The organism is Rhizobium croatiense, from assembly GCF_019793465.1.
GTDB classification, from domain to species: Bacteria; Pseudomonadota; Alphaproteobacteria; order Rhizobiales; family Rhizobiaceae; genus Rhizobium; species Rhizobium croatiense.
Window position 1 is genome coordinate 1 of the sequence record NZ_JAILYJ010000022.1, and the last position, 18,788, is coordinate 18,788.

Here is an 18,788-nt window from a genome sequence, read left to right on the forward strand (position 1 = left end):
TCCCGGCGCAACGGCGTCAGTCGGGCATTCTTATGAATGTTCATTCGCGGCGATCCTTCCGACTCGAGGTGTGATAGCTCCAGTCTCCTAAATCCGCTTTGAATGGACAACCTCCCGAAAGCTCACAATTAGAGCCTCGGCCGGGGTCTGGTATCCGAGCGATGAGTGCGGCCGGAAATGGTTGTACAACACGACGACAGAACACCCACGGGACCGAGGTTCGCGAGCTTTTGTATCCGTGGCATCCCTGGTCCGGGCAACCCGTTCACGTGCATGAGGCGGTGTCCAAAGGGAAGCATATTTCCGCTGCAGCCTTTCTGGTTCTTCTTCTGGTCGACTTCTTGAGGTCCCATCGTGGATGTTCGACCGATCAATGAGTGGTTGTTGGCGCAGCCTGGCGGTTCCGCACGTCGATCTCGCAAGCCTGCATTCTTTGGCAAGATTGCTGAAGGACGCTGATGCCTCATCGCAATCTTCGGTAATGGGCGCAGCACTTTGGTCGACTCAGCCTATTCAACGCCATGGTGAGGCAGCTAAATGCTGACTTCCAAGAGAACCTTGAGCCTGCCCATCGATGCAAAATAGCTAATAGCGCGGCAATCAGGATGAGACGCTTGCGACAATCTGGATGAGATTCTTAGGTCGCGGTCGGGATCAAATTATCATGCTGATTGCCGCTGACAAGTTCTTCGTCGTTTTCTGATTGCCGCTCCGCGACAGACAGCGTTGATGTCCTGATTGTCGCAAACGAGGCCGGTCGGCCGCGCTGGCGTTTTTCCTCAAGCGCAGTTCTGCGGCGATAGCTTTCGACGTTCATCTCGAAGATCGTGGCATGGTGCACGAGCCGGTCGACTGCTGCGAGTGTCATGGCAGGGTCGGGAAAGACCCGGTTCCACTCTCCGAACGGCTGGTTGGCGGTGATCAGGATCGACCGGTGCTCGTATCGTGCCGAGATCAGCTCGAATAGCACGCTTGTTTCCGCCTGGTCCTTGGTGACGTAGGCGAGGTCATCGAGGATGAGCAAGTCGTACCTGTTGAGTTTGTCGATGGCAGACTCAAGCTGCAGTTCCCTTCGGGCGACCTGAAGCTTCTGCACAAGATCGGTGGTCCGGGTGAACAGGACCCGCCATCCGTTCTCGATCAGCGCAAGGCCGATGGCAGCAGCAAGATGGCTCTTTCCTCCGCCGGGCGGACCGAACATGAGGATGTTAGCTCCCTTGGCAAGCCAGCTGTCGCCGGCGGTGATTGCCATGACCTGCGCCTTCGAGATCATGGGTACAGCGTCAAAGGCGAAGCTGTCTAAGGTCTTTCCGGGCGGCAGGTGCGCTTCGGCGAGATGCCGTTCAATCCTGCGATTGGCACGCTCTGCCAGCTCGTGCTCGGCAATAGCCGACAGGAAGCGAGCTGCCGGCCATCCTTCCCGGTCCGCCTCTTCGGCAAATCGTGGCCACAGCATTTTGATCGTCGGCAGCCGGAGCTCGTTGAGCATGATGCCGAGGCGTGCTTCATCGATAACGTGGGCGTTCTTCATGCCGCTTCTCCCGTCCCGATCAGGGCCTCATAACCGTTGAGCGATGCGAGTTGCACATGAACGGTCGGCAGCTTGGCTGGATCCGGACCGAAGAGCGCTCGCATGGTAGCCAGATTGGGTAAGTCACCAGCATCGAGTATCCTGGCCAATTCTTCGGCAAGTTCGCGTTCGCAACCACGGTCATGCGCGAGCGCCAGGAGTTCGACGGTGATCTTGCAAGCCTGCTTGTCGGGAAGATGCTCGATGAGGGCTTCGAAGGCCTTGCGATATTCCTGACGCGGGAAGAGCTTGTCGCGATAAACGAGGCCGCGGAGCGCCATCGGCTTTTTGCGCAGGGAATGGATGACGTGGTGGTAGTTGACGACCTGGTCGTGTCGGCCGTCGGGATGGCCGCGTCCTCGGCGCAACGTCATCAGATGCGTACCGCCGACAAAGACATCCAGCCGATCGTCGAACAGGCGAACTCTTAACCTGTGGCCGATCAGGCGGGATGGCACGGTGTAGAAGACCTTGCGCAAGGTGAAGCCGCCCGTCCGGGACACCGTAACGACAATCTCTTCGAAGTCCGTGGTCCGGCGCTCGGGCAGCGCCTGCAGATGGGATCGCTCAGCATCAATGCGCTTGCCATGGGCAGCGTTGCGACGGCTGACGATGTCATCGACAAAGGCGCGGTAAGAACTGAGGTCGTCGAATTCCTTGGCCCCCCGCATCAGCAGGGCGTCATGAACAGAGTTCTTGAGATGGCCATGGGAGCTTTCGATAGAGCCGTTCTCATGCGCGACGCCTTTGTTGTTGCGCGTCGGCGTCATTCGATAATGGGAGCAAAGCTGATCGTATCGGTGGGTGAGATCGACCTTGGCATCGGCGTCGAGGTTGCGGAATGCCGCCGACAGGCTGTCGCTTCGATGATAAAGCGGCGTACCTCCCACGGACCACAGGGCATTTTGAAGCCCTTCAGCCAGCGCGACAAAGCTTTCGCCGCCGAGAATGACATGGGCATGTTCGAAGCCCGACCAGACAAGCCGGAAGTGATAGAACAGGTGATCAAGCGGCTGGCCGGCGATGGTCACACCAAGACCGCTGGCGTCGGTAAAATCCGAAAGGCCCAACCGGCCTGGCTCGTGCGTTTGGCGGAAGATGACCCCCTGCGCTTCGCCATGGACAGCACGCCACGACCGAATGCGTCGTTCAAGCGTGCGGCGGATACCTTCAGAGAGTTCTGGATGTCGGCGCAGCATCTCGTTGTAGACAGCGACGGCACGGATACCGGGTGCGGCCTTCAGGAGCGGGACGACTTCGGTCTCGAATATCAGCTCTAAGGGATCAGGGCGGCGGCGTCCGCGCGGCGCTTTGCTCTGAGAAGGCAGTTGTACCTCCTTGTCGAGGCGGTATGCCGTGGCTCGGCTGATCGACGCTTTTGACGCGGCGACCTCTACGGAATGCGTTTGTCGGTACTTCATGAAGAGTCTCATCTGATGATCGGTTAAATGGCGACCCGGCACAAACTGGTTCTCCAATCCAGAAAACCGCAAATGTACCGGACCGACCGCGATCATGAGACGCCGAAAATCTGCGCCACGCCGGGGTATGACTACGATCGGGCTACGCCCTCACTCCGTCACACCCCGGCGCGAGTCTCATCCTGATTGACGCTGAATCTCATCGAGATCGCCGCTACGCATAAAAGAGCCAGCCTGCCCGTCTAACCAATGCGAGCAGAACTCTCGGGACATTGTCACCCAACTTGTAGAGGGCCATCTTCGGCGTCAAGGCGCAGACCTCAACCGCTTCCGAGCAGAGAACTACGTCGGGTGCTGGACATATTTGTGAAGAACCCAACACGGCACAATACTTTTATCATCACGGAATGGGCGCGGCAGTCGGCCAGCAGCCAGGCGCCTGTAAAATCCAAGTGTCGAGCCGACAGGGCCTTGAAGGCAGGCCTGAAACCAGGATGAGGGAACATATCGCCGGATTGGGCCGAGTTGAAGAACGTTGTGGGCAAGAATCTGTGCCCTCACCTCATCAGTCCAATTCCGCCGCCGCCGCCGACAGGTGATCTTTGAGCTCATTTGGGGATCGTTAGCGTTCAGCTTCGGTAGGCGGACGTGCATTTTTGCGATGGTGGAAGTTGTCGGCAGGTGGGCAACACGTGAAATATGGTTCTTCACTGAAATCGAGGGCATCAGACACGTCCCGCGCTCGCCGCGACAGAGCGTCCGACGAGACCTCGAACCATCTTCCGCGAACACTTCATAGCACTGCCTGCAACGTGCTTCGTGTAGACTGCAATCTTCAGTACATCGTTAAGCGAGGTCGTGTCTGAACAACACCGTAGGCATGCCGGATCCTCCGTATTCGAGATGGAATAGAGCGCCTCAGGAATGGTCCCATTTCATCCCGAGGAGGAGAAGTGAAATTGCCATAGTGGCGTGGCGGCGTTTGTTCGCGAGGCTCATGCTACGTGAGTGTCGAGAAGATTGCGACGGATTTAAGTTTCGATCGCCGTGGTTTACCGGAATGCACCTTCCGCTATTTCGCCGCCGAGACGTTGGTCGAGTTCCTCGTGCTGGCCGTTGCGGCAACTTGGCGATTCACGCCGCCACCGCGCGCCTATCGCTGCGGCAGCACAGCCGGCTTCGACGCATCTTCATTCAGACAAGGCGATGGCAAAAATCATCGTCACGCCCGCGCGCGCTGGCCCTGTCGAGATTGCGGCCTTCCTGATGAAAGGCGACGTCGATCCGCTGGACGCCAAGAAGTGACCTTCGTCTTGTCGACCCCCCCTGCGGGAATAGAGCCAATCAAGCGTGCGGCGCGCCAGTGGGAGGACGGCACTTGGCGCGAGAACGTGCCGTTGCGGCAAGTGGAACATCCGTGTCGATTCTCGCGTCAGCGATTTTGAGCTTGCTCGGGCTTCCGGCGAGATTGAAATTGGGAATTTGAATGCCTTCACTGCAAACACACCGGATCTTCATTTTACGTGGCGCAACTTTCCTCAAACGAACCCGCACCCGTGCGGTATTTGGCCACATCCTCGCCGAGGCCGGAGCCGGAATAACCGGGTCCGAGCTTCACTCTCATCACATCAAGGGTGCCTGCCACGAGCAAACGCCTTATAATTGGCGCGAAGCCAAACCGCGTCGGTGACAGGGCACTCACAGTAATGGGCAGGGTGCGGCTGTGGGCCGGCAATTGCTTATTTTGACGCGTCGCTTTTGTTGGCATGCGCCTGAATTTGCGTGCATCGCTCGATCAGGTGCTCGAACGGCTCGGAATCGCCGAGCAGCAGGCCGTCGTCGACCATGCGCGCGTAATCCTCGCCGAGCGCACGCAGACCTTCTCCGGATGGCGTCAGAACCAGATTGCCGTTGACGGCTGCGGCGTAGTCGATGGGCGAGCGGTCGGCCGCCTTTTCCGCAAAAAACATGGATTTGTGTTTCGCCACGGCATTGGCGAGTTGCCGATCCGCGGATGCTTTGTCGGCGAAACCAGCATCGTCCAGCCGGACGACATCATGCCAGTGGCGGGCAAAACGATCGCCGCGAAGGCGCTCCTGCAGGCAGAAGACATGGATGGCGGTCGCTTTCTCCCACAACGTCCGCTCCGCGTGCATGACGCGGGGACTCGCTTTCGGAAATTCGACACCATCAACCTGGCCCGACGCGTCACAGTCGACGGATACTGGCCGGCTCGCCGGTCGACCGCGCTCCGAATTCGAGCATGACGCTCGGGGCGACATAGCCGGATCCGCTGCTCACCGCTTCATAGTCGAGGTAGAGCGTATCGTCCTCGAGGCGGATTGCCGCCGGAAGAGATTGAACGCGCAACGCGCCATAACCGGCTCCACCGAGCCCGCCACCCAGACCGGAAGCCGCTTTCGCACCTCGCTGGTCCAGTGTTTCTCCTCGCTGCGGGTTTTCGGCAGTGCTTCGTCATTGTCGCCAACCAAGTCCGGCGCCAGGGCGCGGATATCGTAGGTCAGGTCGACATCCTCGGAGAACCTTTTGATGACACCGTAGGCTTTCGAAAGCGAGGTGCCGCCCTTGAAGACGAGATGCTCACCGAGCTTGGACGAAAAGAGCGTCTGCAGCGTCCAGACGACCCAGACATCCTTTTCGAGGAGATGAATGGGCCGTCCGGTGCGGTCGGCCGCCACCGCCAAGGCTTCGCGTCGGTTATCCTTTGACAAGGTCAGAAACAGATCAGCGATGCGCAGCCTTTCCTACGCTTCTTGCAAGCCAGGTCGGAAACTGCGGAGCCGCCGCCACCAGCTCGCCGAACGCGTTTGGCGGCAGCTTTCGCTTGATCCGCGACAGTGCTTCATCGGCCCTTTCCGGCCCAAGCCATGCAAGTGCGCGGACCGCCACGCCAGCAGGTCGATCGGCCAAGGCCAATTGCCAGCGCGGCACGTGCTTGAGCTCGACCGTCTGCTGTCCAAGGGTCATCGTCCGGCTACGGCCGGATGTCAGGTAGACGGAGCGGACCGGGACCTGGGAGGTCAGGCCCAGGGCATTTGCCGCGGCGGCGCCATCGAGACGATGACCTCACCGCGCTGCTGCGCCACCGCCTCTACGGCCTGTTCGACCGTCGGCGGCCGACTGCCAAAGCGACTTTTGACGGGCCGCATATAGATACCACGGCCCGCCCGGACGAGCTCGCCACGCTCGGCCAGGCGCGACAGAGCCTGATCCAGGGCGGCTCGATTTCCGAGATGCAAAAAACTCTTTGCCGAAAGCGCGGTCCTTCCGGCAGTCGTTCAGCATGTCCCATGATTTGCTATGTCAGCTTTTGCATGGCATTTCTCTTGTCAGAATTATATGCAAGTTTCTGACAGTTTGCAATGAGAGGGGAAGACGGCGAGCCCGGACGGTGCTGACCAATTTTTATCGGTCAGTGACCCGCTGTCTCTTCACAATCACGATTCATCTATCAGGCCGTCAAACACTTCCACCATCGCATCGCTGATGGCCTTGCCTAGCGCGGCTGCAGCGTTTGCAAGCGCCTCGTCGTCCATATCGCGAGCGGCCATCGCAAAAGCAGTTCCCTCGGACGTTACGATTTCCCGCGCCCGCTCAATTGCCCAAAGGCCGAAGTCGCTGCGGCTGCTGATTTCCACGGTTTCCATGTTGTCCCCTGATTTGTTCGAGAGGACGGCTTATACCGATTTGCCGGACAATGCAGTCTGAAAACCGAGCCCGAGGACCGACTTTGATCTGTCTCGTGAGCGCATTCCCTACGGTAGCGTGCTCTATTGCGCCGCACCTTGGCGACTGCGGTGTCACCAGCATTTGTACTGCGGTATAATTTGGAAGCGCTATGTGGGGGTCAATGGTTCAATTTTGCCGCTCCGATAGCACCCATTTGTCATATCACTGAAAAACTTCTGACCTAACGAGGCTTTCCGGGCCTCCGTTCAGGGTGCGGCCGTCGATCAGGAGTGACGAAATCATGTTGGAACGTGTTGGCAGCGGATCGAAAGAGGTCGAAACCCTGGTCGTGGACCTCGACCAGAAAGACGTGACTGGCCGTTCTGCATCGACAAAAACCATCGACGCCGGCGAAATACGCAAGATCGCGCCGAGCGGCAACGGGCAGGCACTCGACATCTCCGCTGCGCGGGGCTTCGTCGGGTTTACCCAGAGCAAAAGCGGCGCCACCGCGATCCTGGTCGATGCAAAGGTGAGCACGCCCGAAACCGACCCGGGCAACGATCTCAAGATCGACCTGGACGGTTTGAAAAAGGTTGCCGCTTCCGAATTCGGCAGCACCGTTCCCAACAACATCACCCACCTGTTCAACCCGACCATCCAGGCGATGGCCAAGCAGTTTTACGGGGGAGACAGCCCCGCGGTGCGCGATCAGTTCAAGGCCGACGTCAAGGCGCTTCTCGGTCCGCTGCTCGACAAGGTAGGCGCCGGAGAGGTCAGTCAGGCTGATCTTGGCGGCCTTCTGGAGCGCCTGACCTCGCGTCTGAGCGCTCCCGGCGGCAAGGAAGTCTGGGGTTACCGCCACGCGGTACAGACCGCGCTCGAAGGGCTCGTCATGGGCGCCAGCCTGGTCTCGAAGCTCCCGGCCAATGCCGAGTGGGACAAGAGCGTCTCGCCGCTACCCTCCAGCAATCTCGCCAGCTATTCGTTCAACGACGTCATGGCGGCAATCATGATCGGCGCCGGGCTGGCCGGCAAGGGCATTGCGGCCAACGGCTCAGATCGCGGGCGCTTCTTCGCCGGCAGCGGCGGTGACGCCTGGATCGCCGAGCGTATGTTCGCCACCACGGACAATGGCTGGAGCAAGACCGTCCAAAATCTCGATCTGCCCTATATCGACAGCGACTATCTGACATCGAGCCTCAAGAAGATGGACCTTGTCATGTCGGGCTCGGATGCCATCGAGCCGGTCGTGGAGCGCCCGATCGACGAGAACGACATCCTGGAAAGCAAGGTGCTGCGCGGCTACGCTCCGTCGACCGCCTATGAGCCGACGCTGAAGAAGCTCGACGAACTCAAATACGGCATTCTCGGCGACGCCGTGAAGGACGTGAACCGGAATTTCGTCGCGCCCGACAACATGGACCACCTCGACCAGCTGACGCCGGAACAGAAGGCGACGGTGCTCTACGATCTCATCGAGATCAAACAGCAGTTCAATGGCTATATGAACCAGTATGGCGACAGCGTGCCCGATGGCGAGCGCGTCGGCAAGGACCTCGATGCGCGGATCGAAAAGCTGACGGCCGATCCGGCGACGCAGCAGCATCTCTCGGATATCTTCGCGAGCGGCATGAAGGAATATCTGCAAAGCCCGGAGAATTCCGATCTGCTCACCAACATCGAAGACGCCTATCTGATCGATATCGGCGGCGGCAAGGCGATCGACCGGGCGCTGAGCGCCGGCAAGAGCTTCGAAGATGCCCTGAAGGATTATTATTCCGAACTCAACACGCTCGTCGATCTCCTGCCCCAGGATTATATCGACGCGCATCTCGACGCCGCGAACGTCACCTTCTCGAACATCGTCAAGGAACATTATATCGGCGACGGCCAGGGTGTCGATCTCGAGCCGCTGCTGTCGGGTCCGGATGACACATTTGTGCCCGGCGCAACGAATGACGCCATCAGCCAGTTGGCAAACACCTTCGCCGAGGATTTCATCAGCAAAAACGGCCCGGCAGATGGCGGCGAGACGCTGAAGCAGAACCTGGCGCAGGATATAGCGCGCGACGTCGACGGCGTTCTGCGCATGGTGCGCGGCGGTATGAAGCTCGACGACGCGCTTGCCTCCTTCAAGGATTCGCTCGACCTGCCGCGCCAGACCCGTACACCTGCCGGCATCGATGCCGAAGTGTACAAGGCCGGTCTGATGCACGCCGTGCAGATGCTGACGATGTCGAGCGTGCTGGTGGCGCACGGCCTCGGTGTCGGCGGCAAGTGGACGCCGGCCGATATCGCCGCTGCGGTCGGCTCGGCGACACAGATCGTCGGCATGACGATGGAGGGGCTCGGCAAGAACCTCGACGTTGCCGGCAAACCGTTCAGCGCCTTCGGCAATCAGCCTGGCAGCTGGGGCAAGGGGATCTCGATGAACTTCTCGCCGAAGACGATGGAAGCGGCAGGCAAGATCCTCGGCGCGGCCGGCGGCCTCGCCATGGCCGGCCTCGGCTTCTATTCGGCGTCGCGGTCGATGAAGGCCGGCGACCGCGCCAAGGGCGCGCTCGAAATAATCGGCGGCATTGCCGGTACCGGCAACGCGCTGATCGGTTTCTCCGAGGCGATGCTTTATCTGACCAATGCCATGTCCCGTGCCTTTTCCGGACTCGGAACGGTGGCGCCGGAAGTCGTGACCATCTTCAGCAGCGCCGCCAAAACCGGCCTTGCCGCGGCCGGACTGGTCACCGGCCTCGTTGCCTCGGCCGTCGGGCTGGCGCTTGGTCTGTGGGATATGGCCAATGGCGTGAAGAAGCTCGACAAAATGGAAAAGCAGCTGAACGAGAAGCTTGAACGCTACACCGGCGAGTCCGTGCATCTCGAATTTGGGCCAGACCCGTCATTCATCTGGTAGAGGCAGAGGGGCGGCAACGATGACCGCCACAGCCTGGGAAATACCCTGCGACCCCTCGGTAAAAATGTGATTTTTGATCTCCAGGCGCGAGGCCGCTGCATTTTATGCAACCGCGATGTCCGATCGGGCTTGAATTATCACGCAAAGGTCGATCTTATGCCTAACGTAAGGTAAACGACGTCATCCGCGAAAAGCGGAAAAAGAAAATCAAAGGGAACGCATGTCATCGATCGCACCAGCATCTTCGGATATCGATACGGTTTCATTTCTCCGGCTAAACGCCAATTCCGATCCAAAGTCCGAAAATTCCACGAGCCAGGGCAAAACCACGAGCACCACGGTCAAGAAGGCATCGCCTTTTGCCTCTGACGGGACCACGACGGCAGCCCTGACGATTTTCTCCTCTATATCGGCGCAGACGAGCAGTCCGAAGTTCGTTTCGCTGGCCGCCACGTCGAATGGCACGTCCCGCCCTACCGCGCCGATCCAGCCGGTCATCGATCTCCTGTTCAATTCCGATTTCATGAGCGAGATCAATCAGGGCTTCATGGAAGGGCTGAAGGACAAGGACAAATCCTTCGAGAGCATCGACGTCGTCAAAAACCCTCACAATTACACTGCCGAGCAGAAACTGATCATGTATCTCGATCTGCTTCAGACCAAGGCGACCTTCGGCCAATACAAGGACAGCCTCGGCGACAACCAGCGCGGCATCTACAACGACCAGGAGATCCTGAAGGATCTCGACAAGTCGATCGCCATCCTGGGCTCGGACCCCGACGTCAACTCGCTGATGACGGAGAAGGCGCTGAAGGCCTTCAAGCTGATCTTCTCCGGTTATCGCGTGGCGCCGGCCGATACGAACAAGGACGCTTCCGAGATCATCAACGACACGATAACGCGTGACGAGAAGATGAAGGACCTGCGTACGAAGGTCGAGGATGCCTTTGAGCGCGACATCGTCAATGGCGGCCTGCTGAATGACGGTCTCAAATCCGGCAAGGACGTCACCACCATTCTCAAGGAATATAATGCCGCCCTCGGCTTCTATTCCATGGTGCTTCCCGACGATTTCGTAAAGCAGCGCTCGGCGATTGCCGACAAGACCTATGCCGAATTCTTCGACAAGAACGTGCTGCCGACGATCTCCGATCCGACGACGGCGCTCGATGGCCTGATCCGCATGGGACTGGCCGGCAACAAGACCGAGCGGGAACTGAAGGGGCTCGGCTCCATCCTGCCGGTTGTGGATTTCGACCAGTCGCTCGGGCTCGGCGGGAGCCTGTTCCCCGATCTCAAGATCGACCTCGACGGTTTGAAAAAGGTTGCCGCTTCCGAATTCGGCAGCACCGTTCCCAACAATATCACCCACCTGTTCAACCCGACCATCCAGGCGATGGCCAACCAGTTTTACGGGTCAGACAGCCCCGAGGTGCGCGATCAGTTCAAGGCCGACGTCAAGGCGCTTCTCGGTCCGCTGCTCGACAAGGTAGGCGCCGGAGAAATCGGCATCGGCGATCTCGCCGGCAATCTGGAGCGCCTGACGTCGCGCCTGAGCGCACCCGGCGGCAAGGAGGTCTTGGGCTACCGCCATGCGGTGCAGACCGCGCTGGAAGGGCTCGTCATGGGCGCCAGCCTGGTCTCGAAGTTGCCGGCCAATGCCGAGTGGGACAAGAGCGTCTCGCCGCTGCCCTCCAGCAATCTCGCCAGCTATTCGTTCAACGACGTCATGGCGGCAATCATGATCGGCACCGGGCTGGCCGGCAAGGGCATTGCCGCCAACGGCTCAGACGGCGGGCGCTTCTTCGCCGGCAGCGGGGGCGACGCCTGGATCGCCGAGCGCATGTTCGCCACCAAGGACAATGGCTGGAGCAAGACCATCCAAAGTCTCGATCTGCCCTATATCGACAGCGAATATCTGACATCGAGCCTCAAGGACATGGGACTTTCCATGTCAGGCCTGATGAAGACGCTGATGCCCGGCACGGATGTGATCGATCCAATCATCGTCGACGGCAAGACCGCCGAAGAGGCGATCAAGAGGATCATCGCCCCGAGCCTCGACGCGCTGGCGGAAACCCTGTTCAAGGGCAATGCCGATGCCATGGCGCAATACAAGACCAATTTCACGACGATCTTCACCGCGCTTTGGGCGACGATGCGACCGGGCGGCAGCGTCGAAACGATCAAGGCCGACCTTGCCAAGCTGATCGACAAGACCGCGACGGCGGCGCCGGCAGGGGTCGATCCTGTCAAATACAAGGCGGCGCTCTCTTCCGGCGTGATGTCGGTGCTTACCGCATCCCGCTCCATCTATGCCGGCCTCAACATGACGAGCCCGACCTGGGACAGCATCGGCATCGTGGTTCTGCACGCCCTTGGCGCTCTCGCGCACATGGGCAGTGCGCTCGGCTCGGCGATCAAAGCCTCGAATTTTTCGCTGCTGGATGGGATCAGTTCACTCGTCGGCGTTTCCGACGAGCTGGCGCGGGCGCAGCGCAGCGTGCTCTCCGCCTTTTTCAAGAATACCGGGACGACGGTTGGCGCCGTTGCCGGCGTCGCTTGGCTGCCGGTGGAATATTACCAGTTCCTGCAGGGGCTCACCAGTGGCAAGGGCGATCCGGTCGATCTCATCTTCATGGGTATCGGAACCGCGGCGGACACGGTCGGCGCGATCGAGGGCATCGCAGGCGTTGCCAATATGCTGGTGAATTCCACCTTCCTCGGGCGCACGGGCGCAACGGTAGCGCTCGTCTCCGGCGGCTTCTCGCTCGCCTTCGCGATCGCCGGCGCGGTGTCCTGGGCGGCCTGGGCGGGCTTTGCCATCTACCAGAGCATCAAGCAGGAAAAAGCCTTCCACAAGCAGACCGACATGATGAACGACATGCTTAAGCGCACTGTCAACGACACGGTCGGCATCTACGCCAAAACAGGTCAGCGCGTCGGCGCCAAGGGCGGCGTCGCCCCCGCGCCCCGCGACCCGGAACAGCGCGAGCTGACCCCTGAGAACTGGGACGCGATCATCGCCGATATCGAGAAGCGCCGCGGTACGGCGGTGGGCTGATCCGGGACGCTTTCGCAACACCAAATATCTGGGTACTCACAGGCCCGGTTGGCGTAGAGGCGGTCGGGCCTGTGAATATTTGATAGCAATAAATTTAAGTATGAATTTCATGCGCAATCTGGATATCTGCTGCGCTTTATGGATAAAAACGTTCAATTTTAATATAAAGGTCGAGAAAGTTGTCAAAGCGATTGTAATTTCCGAAAATTAACCATCGGTTAAGTTTAAACAATTGACCGGCCGTTTTTTTATCCATATCAAATCATGCATTCATTTTGATAACTCCTTGATGGAAGTGCTCATATGGCCGTAGATGCAGTGAATTCCGACCTGAACCTGGCGCCTGCAAACCCTGTCTCGGTGGAGCTGACGACTGATAAGACAGATTCCAAGGACACCACCGGCAGCACGACGAAAAAGGTCGATCCGAACAGCGAGAGCGAGATACTCTCCGCTGCCGTGGACGCGTTTCTGCCAGGCATGATTTCCAACACCCTGATGCTGAACAATTCGCTTTTCAATTTCGCCAAGGAGGCGATCGACGAAGGCAGCGACGAGTAGCGTTCCCGTTCATCGTTTGCAGTTGACGTGTACCGAGTTGAGGAATTGCAATGAGCGGAGAAGAACTTACCGGCCGCGCCTTTACGCCGCCCGTTGATGGCGTATCGACAGGCAATGTGCTGAAGACCTCGGAGATCGTGGCGGAGCGGATCGGGCTGCAGCCGGCGGATTTCGCCGGCCTTCGGCCAACCGAACTCACCTCCATTCCCAACATCCAGGGCCGCAAGATCGCGCCTGAGTCCGACGCCGTCCCGCCCTCCTATTCACCGGAAGGCAATACCAGGCCCTCCAGCATTCTCGACCGGCTGTCGGCATTCTTCATGCCGGTGGCCGGGAACGGCCAGCCGGAGACGCCGCTGGTGCGATTTGCCGCGGACAAGGATCACAGCGGCCCGAAGATCGAAGACATCACGACATCGATCGACCGGCTGGAGAAATCACAGCAATTCGCGACCGGCACGACGCTGCTGTCGTCACTCACCCAGTCGGTGATGTCGTCGTCCAAACGGCTGACGCAGGGCCAGTGAATATCATGATCACATCGGCCCTTGCGAGATCACCGATCACTTCGCCCGCGCGCAAAGTCCTTCCGAAGGCCGCCATGCTCGCTTTCTGCCTGTTCCTCGCCGCCTGCAGCCAGGACGTGCTGACGGGACTCGATCAGCGCGATGCGCTGGATGCTCAGGTCCTGCTCGAACGCGCCGGCATCTCCGTCACCATGAGGAGCGAAAAGGGCGGGACCTATGCGATCGCCGCTGAATCAGCCGATCATGCCCGGGCGATCGAGTTGCTGGCGGGCGCCGGTCTGCCGCGTCAGTCGTTCGGAAATGTCGCCGAACTCTTTCCCGGCAACGGCTTCCTTGTGACGCCTTACGAACAAAAAGCCCGGATGAGCTACGCCATCGAGCAGCAGCTTGCCGAAACGCTTTCGGGGCTTGACGGCGTGGCGACGGCGCGCGTCCATGTGGTGCTGCCGGAGGAAAACGGCCGCGGGCTCATCAAGGAAAAGGCGAAGGCGGCGGCCGTGTTGCAATATCGCCCCGGCGCCAATCTCAACGAGATCGACATGAAAAGCCGGTCCGTTCTGGTCAACAGCATCCGTGATCTCTCTTACGAAGATGTCTCGGTGGTGGTCAGCCCCTGGTCGGAGGTCGGCGCGCCGGCGGCCCCGCCGGCAACGGCAGCATCGGCCCCGGCGGCAACCGTGACGCCGGCACCCGCCGCAGCGCCATTCTCGATGGTGCAAAGCGCTCTCTCGGCTTTCAAGGCCCCCAATCTGGCCGTGATCGGCGCAATTATCCTCGCCATCGGGGCATGCCTGCTGCTGCTGTTGCCGCAGCGGAAGGAGCGCTGAGCATGCGCACGCCGCGTTCGGACGGCGAGGCGATCTCGGATGCGGCGAGGATCCGCAGGGCAGCGCTGCTTTCCGCGGATATGCTGACGGCCGCCCGATGGGATGGGACCGCGCCGCTCCTTGCCGATGGGTCTACCCTGTCGCGGCGGCTGCACCGGCGGCTTTTCACGGAGATCGCAGAAGCCCATGGCGACCCCGCCACATTTGCCGACGGCGCCCGCCGCCTGATTTCCATGGACGCGGACGGACTCTCAAAGGCCGCGTTCCGGGCGGGCTTCGCCTATCATCTCGCAGCCTTCTGCCCCGCGGTCGATCGCCCGACCCTTGCGAGGCTCAGGGCCGCCTACGGCGAGGAAGCGGTCGCATTCGCCCTCGGCCACATCAATCTTTCCACGGCAACGCCGCCGCTTGATCTGTTGAGCGAGCAGGCAAGGCATGTCGTCGAGGCCGATGGCTGGTCGATGCTGACGCTTCTGGCAGACGAATATCGGATCTCTGCGGCATGGCGGTGGGCGGGCTGGCGCGACATGGCCGAAAACGGCTCGGCTTCCCTGTTGAAGAGCCCGGCGCTCGTTCTGGCGACGGCCGCCGTCGACGAGGTCGCCTCCACACAGGAAGGCGCCGGACGATGAGCTCGGGATTTGCACGCCACGACCGCATCATTCCGGCGGAAAACTTCGGCCAGATCAGGGAGGCGGCGCAAATTCTGGCGGCTGCCCGCCAGGACGCCGCCCAATCCCAGGCCACACTTGCAGCCGCCAGCGAGCAGGCCGCCCAAAACGGCTATCGCGACGGGTTCGAACAGGGCGTTCGTGATGCCGCCGCACGGCTTGCCGCCTCGCTCGGAAAAGCCGAACAGGAGATTGCCAATCTCGACAGCTGGGTCGAGGCGGTGGTTCTGAAATCGGTCGGATTGATCCTCGGATCGATGGAGGCCGACGAACGCACCAGGCGATTGGTCCGCCACGCCATATCCCAGACCGCAGAGGCCCAGGAGATCGCCCTCCATGTCGCCCCCGAGGATGCCGCCATGATCGCCCAGGCAATTGCGGATATCGATCATCGCATCACTATCGAAACGGATCCGCTGATGTCTGCCGGCGAGATCGTCCTGGAGACATCGGCGGGACGAAGCCAGATCGGCTTGAAAGACCAGCTCGCCACCGTGATCGAGGCCCTCGTCCATGGCTGACGCATTGCTTCGCATGGAGCGGACGCTCGAACAGACGGACGTGCGGCGGCAGAGCGGCCGCGTGACGAGTGTTTCGGGCCTGCTGGTGCGGGCGCTCATCCCCTCGGTTCGGATCGGCGAGCTCTGCGAACTGCATGAGCCGGGCAGGGGCCGCATCGGCCTCGCCGATGTCGTCGGTATCGACGGCGAGACGGCACTTCTCTCGCTTCACGGCGAAACCCGCGGCATCTCCCAGCGCACGGAAATCGTCCCGACCGGCCGGGAGCCGGCGATCTCTGTCGGCAACTTCCTGCTCGGCGCGGTCGTCGATGCGCACGGCAACGTCCTGCGTCCCTCCGCCAATCCGGCCGGCGATGACGCGCGTTTCCTGCAGCCGCTCTACGGCCAGCCGGTCAACCCCTTGTCGCGCCGTCCCATCCGCCAGCCGTTCACCTCGGGGATTGCCGCCCTGGACGGATTGCTGACCTGCGGGCAGGGCCAGCGCATCGGTATTTTCGGCGCGCCCGGCGCCGGCAAGTCGACGTTGGTGTCCCAGATCGTCGCCAACAACAAGGCCGATGTGATCGTCTGCGCGCTGGTGGGGGAACGCGGACGCGAGGTCGGCGAATTCGTTGCCGACAACATGCCGGAAGGCGTTGCCTCGAATGTGGCGCTGGTTCTGGCGACATCGGATCGCCCGGCGCTGGAGCGGTTCAAGGCGGTGATGACGGCAACGGCGATCGCCGAATATTTTCGCGAGCAGGGAAAACATGTGCTGCTCGTCATCGACAGCGTCACCCGCATGGCCCGCGCCTTGCGCGAAGTCGGGCTTGCTGCCGGCGAACCGCCGGTGCGGCGCGGCTTTCCGCCTTCCGTATTCGCCGTCTTGCCGCAGATCTTCGAGCGCGCCGGCAACAGCGCAAACGGCACGATGACGGCTTTCTATACGGTCCTCGTCGAAGGCGAAGAGCAGGACGATCCGATCGCCGAAGAAACCAGGTCGCTGCTGGACGGCCATATCGTGCTCTCTGACAAGATTGCCAGGGCGGGCAATTTTCCGGCGATCGATGTGCTGGCCAGCCGAAGCCGGACGATGAGCGCGGTGGTGAGCGAGAGCCATCGCCAGGCAGCCGACAGGCTGCGCGCCCTGCTGGCCCTCTATGACGAGGTGGAACTGCTGATCCGCGTCGGCGAATATCGCCAGGGGCGCGATGCCGCCGTCGACGAGGCCGTCGCCAAACACGGGCTCATCCAGCGCTTCCTGTTTGACGGCCAGGGCAAGCCGCAGCCGTTCGGCGCGATCGTCGAAGCGCTCGAGGAGCTTGTCCGATGAATATCGCCGCGCCCGCATGGCCCGACTCATCGATGGCCGGGAGCTTCTTTTCCCGTTCCGGCACGACGATGCGCGCCGCCTGGCAAATTCCGGTCCGGGAGCAGACGCTTTCCGTTCGCCCGCTGTCCCCCGATATCGCGGCCACGCGGATCGCCGATCCTGTCGGCATTCTCTGCCGCGTCGGCGAGCAGGATCAGATGCTGATTGCTTCGGCCGGAGCATTGCGGCTGCTGGCCGAAAGGCTGGAACCGCTGCTGCTCTGGGAAAAACTGTCACCGCATGAAAAGGCGGCGGTGGTGGAACATCAGTTCGCCGAGGCCTTCGAGGCAATCGAGAACAAGATCGGCATCGGCCTTTCGCTGCTGGAGATCGGCGCGCAGCCGGAGCCGGATTTTAGCGGCAATTTCGGCTTCGAAATCGGCTGGAGCGGCATGAGCCTGCCCTTGAGCGGCCGTTTCGATGAAACCTTCCTTGCCGGCCTCGTCGGCTGGGCAAGCCGCCTACCGCGCCGCACGCTCAATGCCCTGACGACGGCGGTCAACATCCGGCGCGGTTATGCCGTGCTGTCGGTCGGTCAGATCAAATCCCTGCGATTGGGGGACGGCATCGTCATCGATGGGGGGGCACCGGAGACCGTGGTCGCGATCACGGGTGAACGTTACCTTGCAACCTGCATGCGCTCGGACAAAGGCGCGGTCCTCACCGAGCCGCTCCTGTCGACGCCAACCGGACCAATGAGGCATTTCATGACGAATGACACCGTCGATCAGCAATTGCAGGGCGAGCCGCGTCCGTCGCCTGTCGACAGCATCCCGATCAAGCTGGTCTTCGATGCCGGACGGCTGGAGTTGCCGCTGCGCACACTCGAGACGATCGGCGAGGGCTATGTGTTCAACCTCGACAGGCCATTGTCGGACGCCGTCGATATCATCGCCCAGGGCCGCATTATCGGACGGGGCGAAATCATTTCCGTGGATGGGTTGAGCGCCGTTCGCGTCACGGCGCTGCACGACTGATGGAACAGAGCTTTCCTCTTGCCCAGAGCCTCGCGGCAATGGCGGCGATCTCGATGCTGCCGGTCATTGCCGTGATCGCAACCTCCTTCACCAAGATTTCAGTCGTCCTGCTGATCGTGCGCAATGCGATCGGCATCCAGCAGACGCCGCCGAATCTCCTGGTCTTTGCGATTGCCATCGTGCTCTCGGCCTTCGTGATGAACCCGGTGCTGCAAAACAGCTGGCAATTGCTGCTCGCCCATAGCGGCGATTTCGGCACGGTCAGTGGCATGGCGGACGGCATGATCAAAGTGGCAGCGCCGCTGAAGGATTTCATGCTGAAATTTTCCGACGCCGAGGTGCGCGACTTTTTCGTGCAGGCGTCGCAGAAGATCTGGGCAAACGCGCCGGCAACCCCCATTGCCTCCGACGATATCACCGTGCTGACGCCAAGCTTCCTCGTTTCGGAACTGACGCGGGCCTTTGAAATCGGATTTCTGATTTATCTGCCCTTCCTGATGATCGACTTCGCCGTCTCCGCCATTCTGGTGGCGCTCGGCATGCAGATGATGTCCCCGACCGTGGTGTCGACACCGCTGAAGCTGCTGCTGTTCGTCTCGATCGACGGCTGGCGGCGATTGCTGGAAGGTCTGGTGCTGTCCTATGCGCAGTGAGCATCGCGCCTTGACGAAAGCCCCGGTTCGAGCGCCTGCCGCGC

General features: G+C 60.8%; 14 protein-coding genes and 2 pseudogenes. 10 read left to right on the forward strand and 6 right to left on the reverse strand.

What is annotated here, in order from left to right:
• Window positions 1-637: 637 nt before the first annotated feature.
• The 5 genes and pseudogenes from istB to K6M89_RS27205 form a co-directional block, all read right to left on the reverse strand.
• Entirely contained in the window at window positions 638-1,531 is an 894-nt protein-coding gene (gene istB / locus K6M89_RS27180) for an IS21-like element ISRel5 family helper ATPase IstB (RefSeq protein WP_004672573.1), read from the reverse strand.
• Entirely contained in the window at window positions 1,528-3,033 is a 1,506-nt protein-coding gene (gene istA, locus K6M89_RS27185; RefSeq protein ID WP_026188833.1) for an IS21-like element ISRel5 family transposase, read from the reverse strand. Before istA ends, istB begins: the two co-directional genes overlap by 4 nt.
• Window positions 3,034-4,730: 1,697 nt before the next feature.
• Window positions 4,731-5,744: pseudogene (locus K6M89_RS31235) on the reverse strand (nucleotidyl transferase AbiEii/AbiGii toxin family protein).
• Window positions 5,737-6,304, reverse strand: a pseudogene (locus K6M89_RS27200) (DUF6088 family protein). The pseudogenes K6M89_RS31235 and K6M89_RS27200 overlap by 8 nt, the downstream one beginning before the upstream one ends.
• 145 nt (window positions 6,305-6,449) lie before the next feature.
• Window positions 6,450-6,659 (reverse strand): hypothetical protein, encoded by a 210-nt coding sequence (locus K6M89_RS27205; RefSeq protein WP_004672578.1) that lies wholly within the window; start codon window positions 6,657-6,659, stop codon window positions 6,450-6,452.
• 323 nt (window positions 6,660-6,982) lie between these two features.
• Here K6M89_RS27205 and K6M89_RS27210 point away from each other — a divergent pair, with 323 nt between their 5' ends.
• A complete protein-coding gene (locus K6M89_RS27210) occupies window positions 6,983-9,592 on the forward strand; it encodes a hypothetical protein (RefSeq protein ID WP_004672579.1) in 2,610 nt (869 codons plus the stop codon).
• Window positions 9,593-9,799: 207 nt separating this feature from the next.
• Here the strand turns inward: K6M89_RS27210 and K6M89_RS31240 are convergent, their stop codons facing one another.
• On the reverse strand, window positions 9,800-10,090 hold the full coding sequence (locus K6M89_RS31240) for a hypothetical protein (RefSeq protein WP_004672580.1): 291 nt from the start codon (window positions 10,088-10,090) through the stop codon (window positions 9,800-9,802).
• Window positions 10,091-10,115: 25 nt separating this feature from the next.
• Here K6M89_RS31240 and K6M89_RS27215 point away from each other — a divergent pair, with 25 nt between their 5' ends.
• From K6M89_RS27215 to sctR, 9 genes are all read left to right on the forward strand, one after another.
• Window positions 10,116-12,656, forward strand: a complete 2,541-nt coding sequence (locus K6M89_RS27215) for a hypothetical protein (protein WP_004672581.1) — start codon at window positions 10,116-10,118, stop codon at window positions 12,654-12,656.
• Window positions 12,657-12,959: 303 nt separating this feature from the next.
• Window positions 12,960-13,217: a hypothetical protein gene (locus K6M89_RS27220; protein ID WP_004672582.1), complete on the forward strand. Its 258-nt coding sequence runs from the start codon at window positions 12,960-12,962 to the stop codon at window positions 13,215-13,217.
• A 50-nt stretch (window positions 13,218-13,267) separates the two neighbouring features.
• Entirely contained in the window at window positions 13,268-13,744 is a 477-nt protein-coding gene (locus K6M89_RS27225; protein ID WP_004672583.1) for a hypothetical protein, read from the forward strand.
• Entirely contained in the window at window positions 13,741-14,571 is an 831-nt protein-coding gene (gene sctJ / locus K6M89_RS27230) for a type III secretion system inner membrane ring lipoprotein SctJ (RefSeq protein WP_018247139.1), read from the forward strand. The genes K6M89_RS27225 and sctJ overlap by 4 nt, the downstream gene beginning before the upstream one ends.
• Window positions 14,572-14,573: 2 nt before the next feature.
• A complete protein-coding gene (locus K6M89_RS27235; protein ID WP_004672585.1) occupies window positions 14,574-15,203 on the forward strand; it encodes a hypothetical protein in 630 nt (209 codons plus the stop codon).
• Window positions 15,200-15,763: a type III secretion system stator protein SctL gene (gene sctL, locus K6M89_RS27240; protein ID WP_004672586.1), complete on the forward strand. Its 564-nt coding sequence runs from the start codon at window positions 15,200-15,202 to the stop codon at window positions 15,761-15,763. The genes K6M89_RS27235 and sctL overlap by 4 nt, the downstream gene beginning before the upstream one ends.
• The gene (locus K6M89_RS27245; protein ID WP_004672587.1) at window positions 15,756-17,075 is read left to right on the forward strand and encodes a FliI/YscN family ATPase; all 1,320 of its coding nucleotides are present in this window, start codon (window positions 15,756-15,758) and stop codon (window positions 17,073-17,075) included. The genes sctL and K6M89_RS27245 overlap by 8 nt, the downstream gene beginning before the upstream one ends.
• The gene (locus K6M89_RS27250; protein WP_004672588.1) at window positions 17,072-18,091 is read left to right on the forward strand and encodes a FliM/FliN family flagellar motor switch protein; all 1,020 of its coding nucleotides are present in this window, start codon (window positions 17,072-17,074) and stop codon (window positions 18,089-18,091) included. Before K6M89_RS27245 ends, K6M89_RS27250 begins: the two co-directional genes overlap by 4 nt.
• Entirely contained in the window at window positions 18,091-18,744 is a 654-nt protein-coding gene (sctR, locus tag K6M89_RS27255) for a type III secretion system export apparatus subunit SctR (RefSeq protein ID WP_008534263.1), read from the forward strand. The genes K6M89_RS27250 and sctR overlap by 1 nt, the downstream gene beginning before the upstream one ends.
• Window positions 18,745-18,788: the final 44 nt, after the last annotated feature.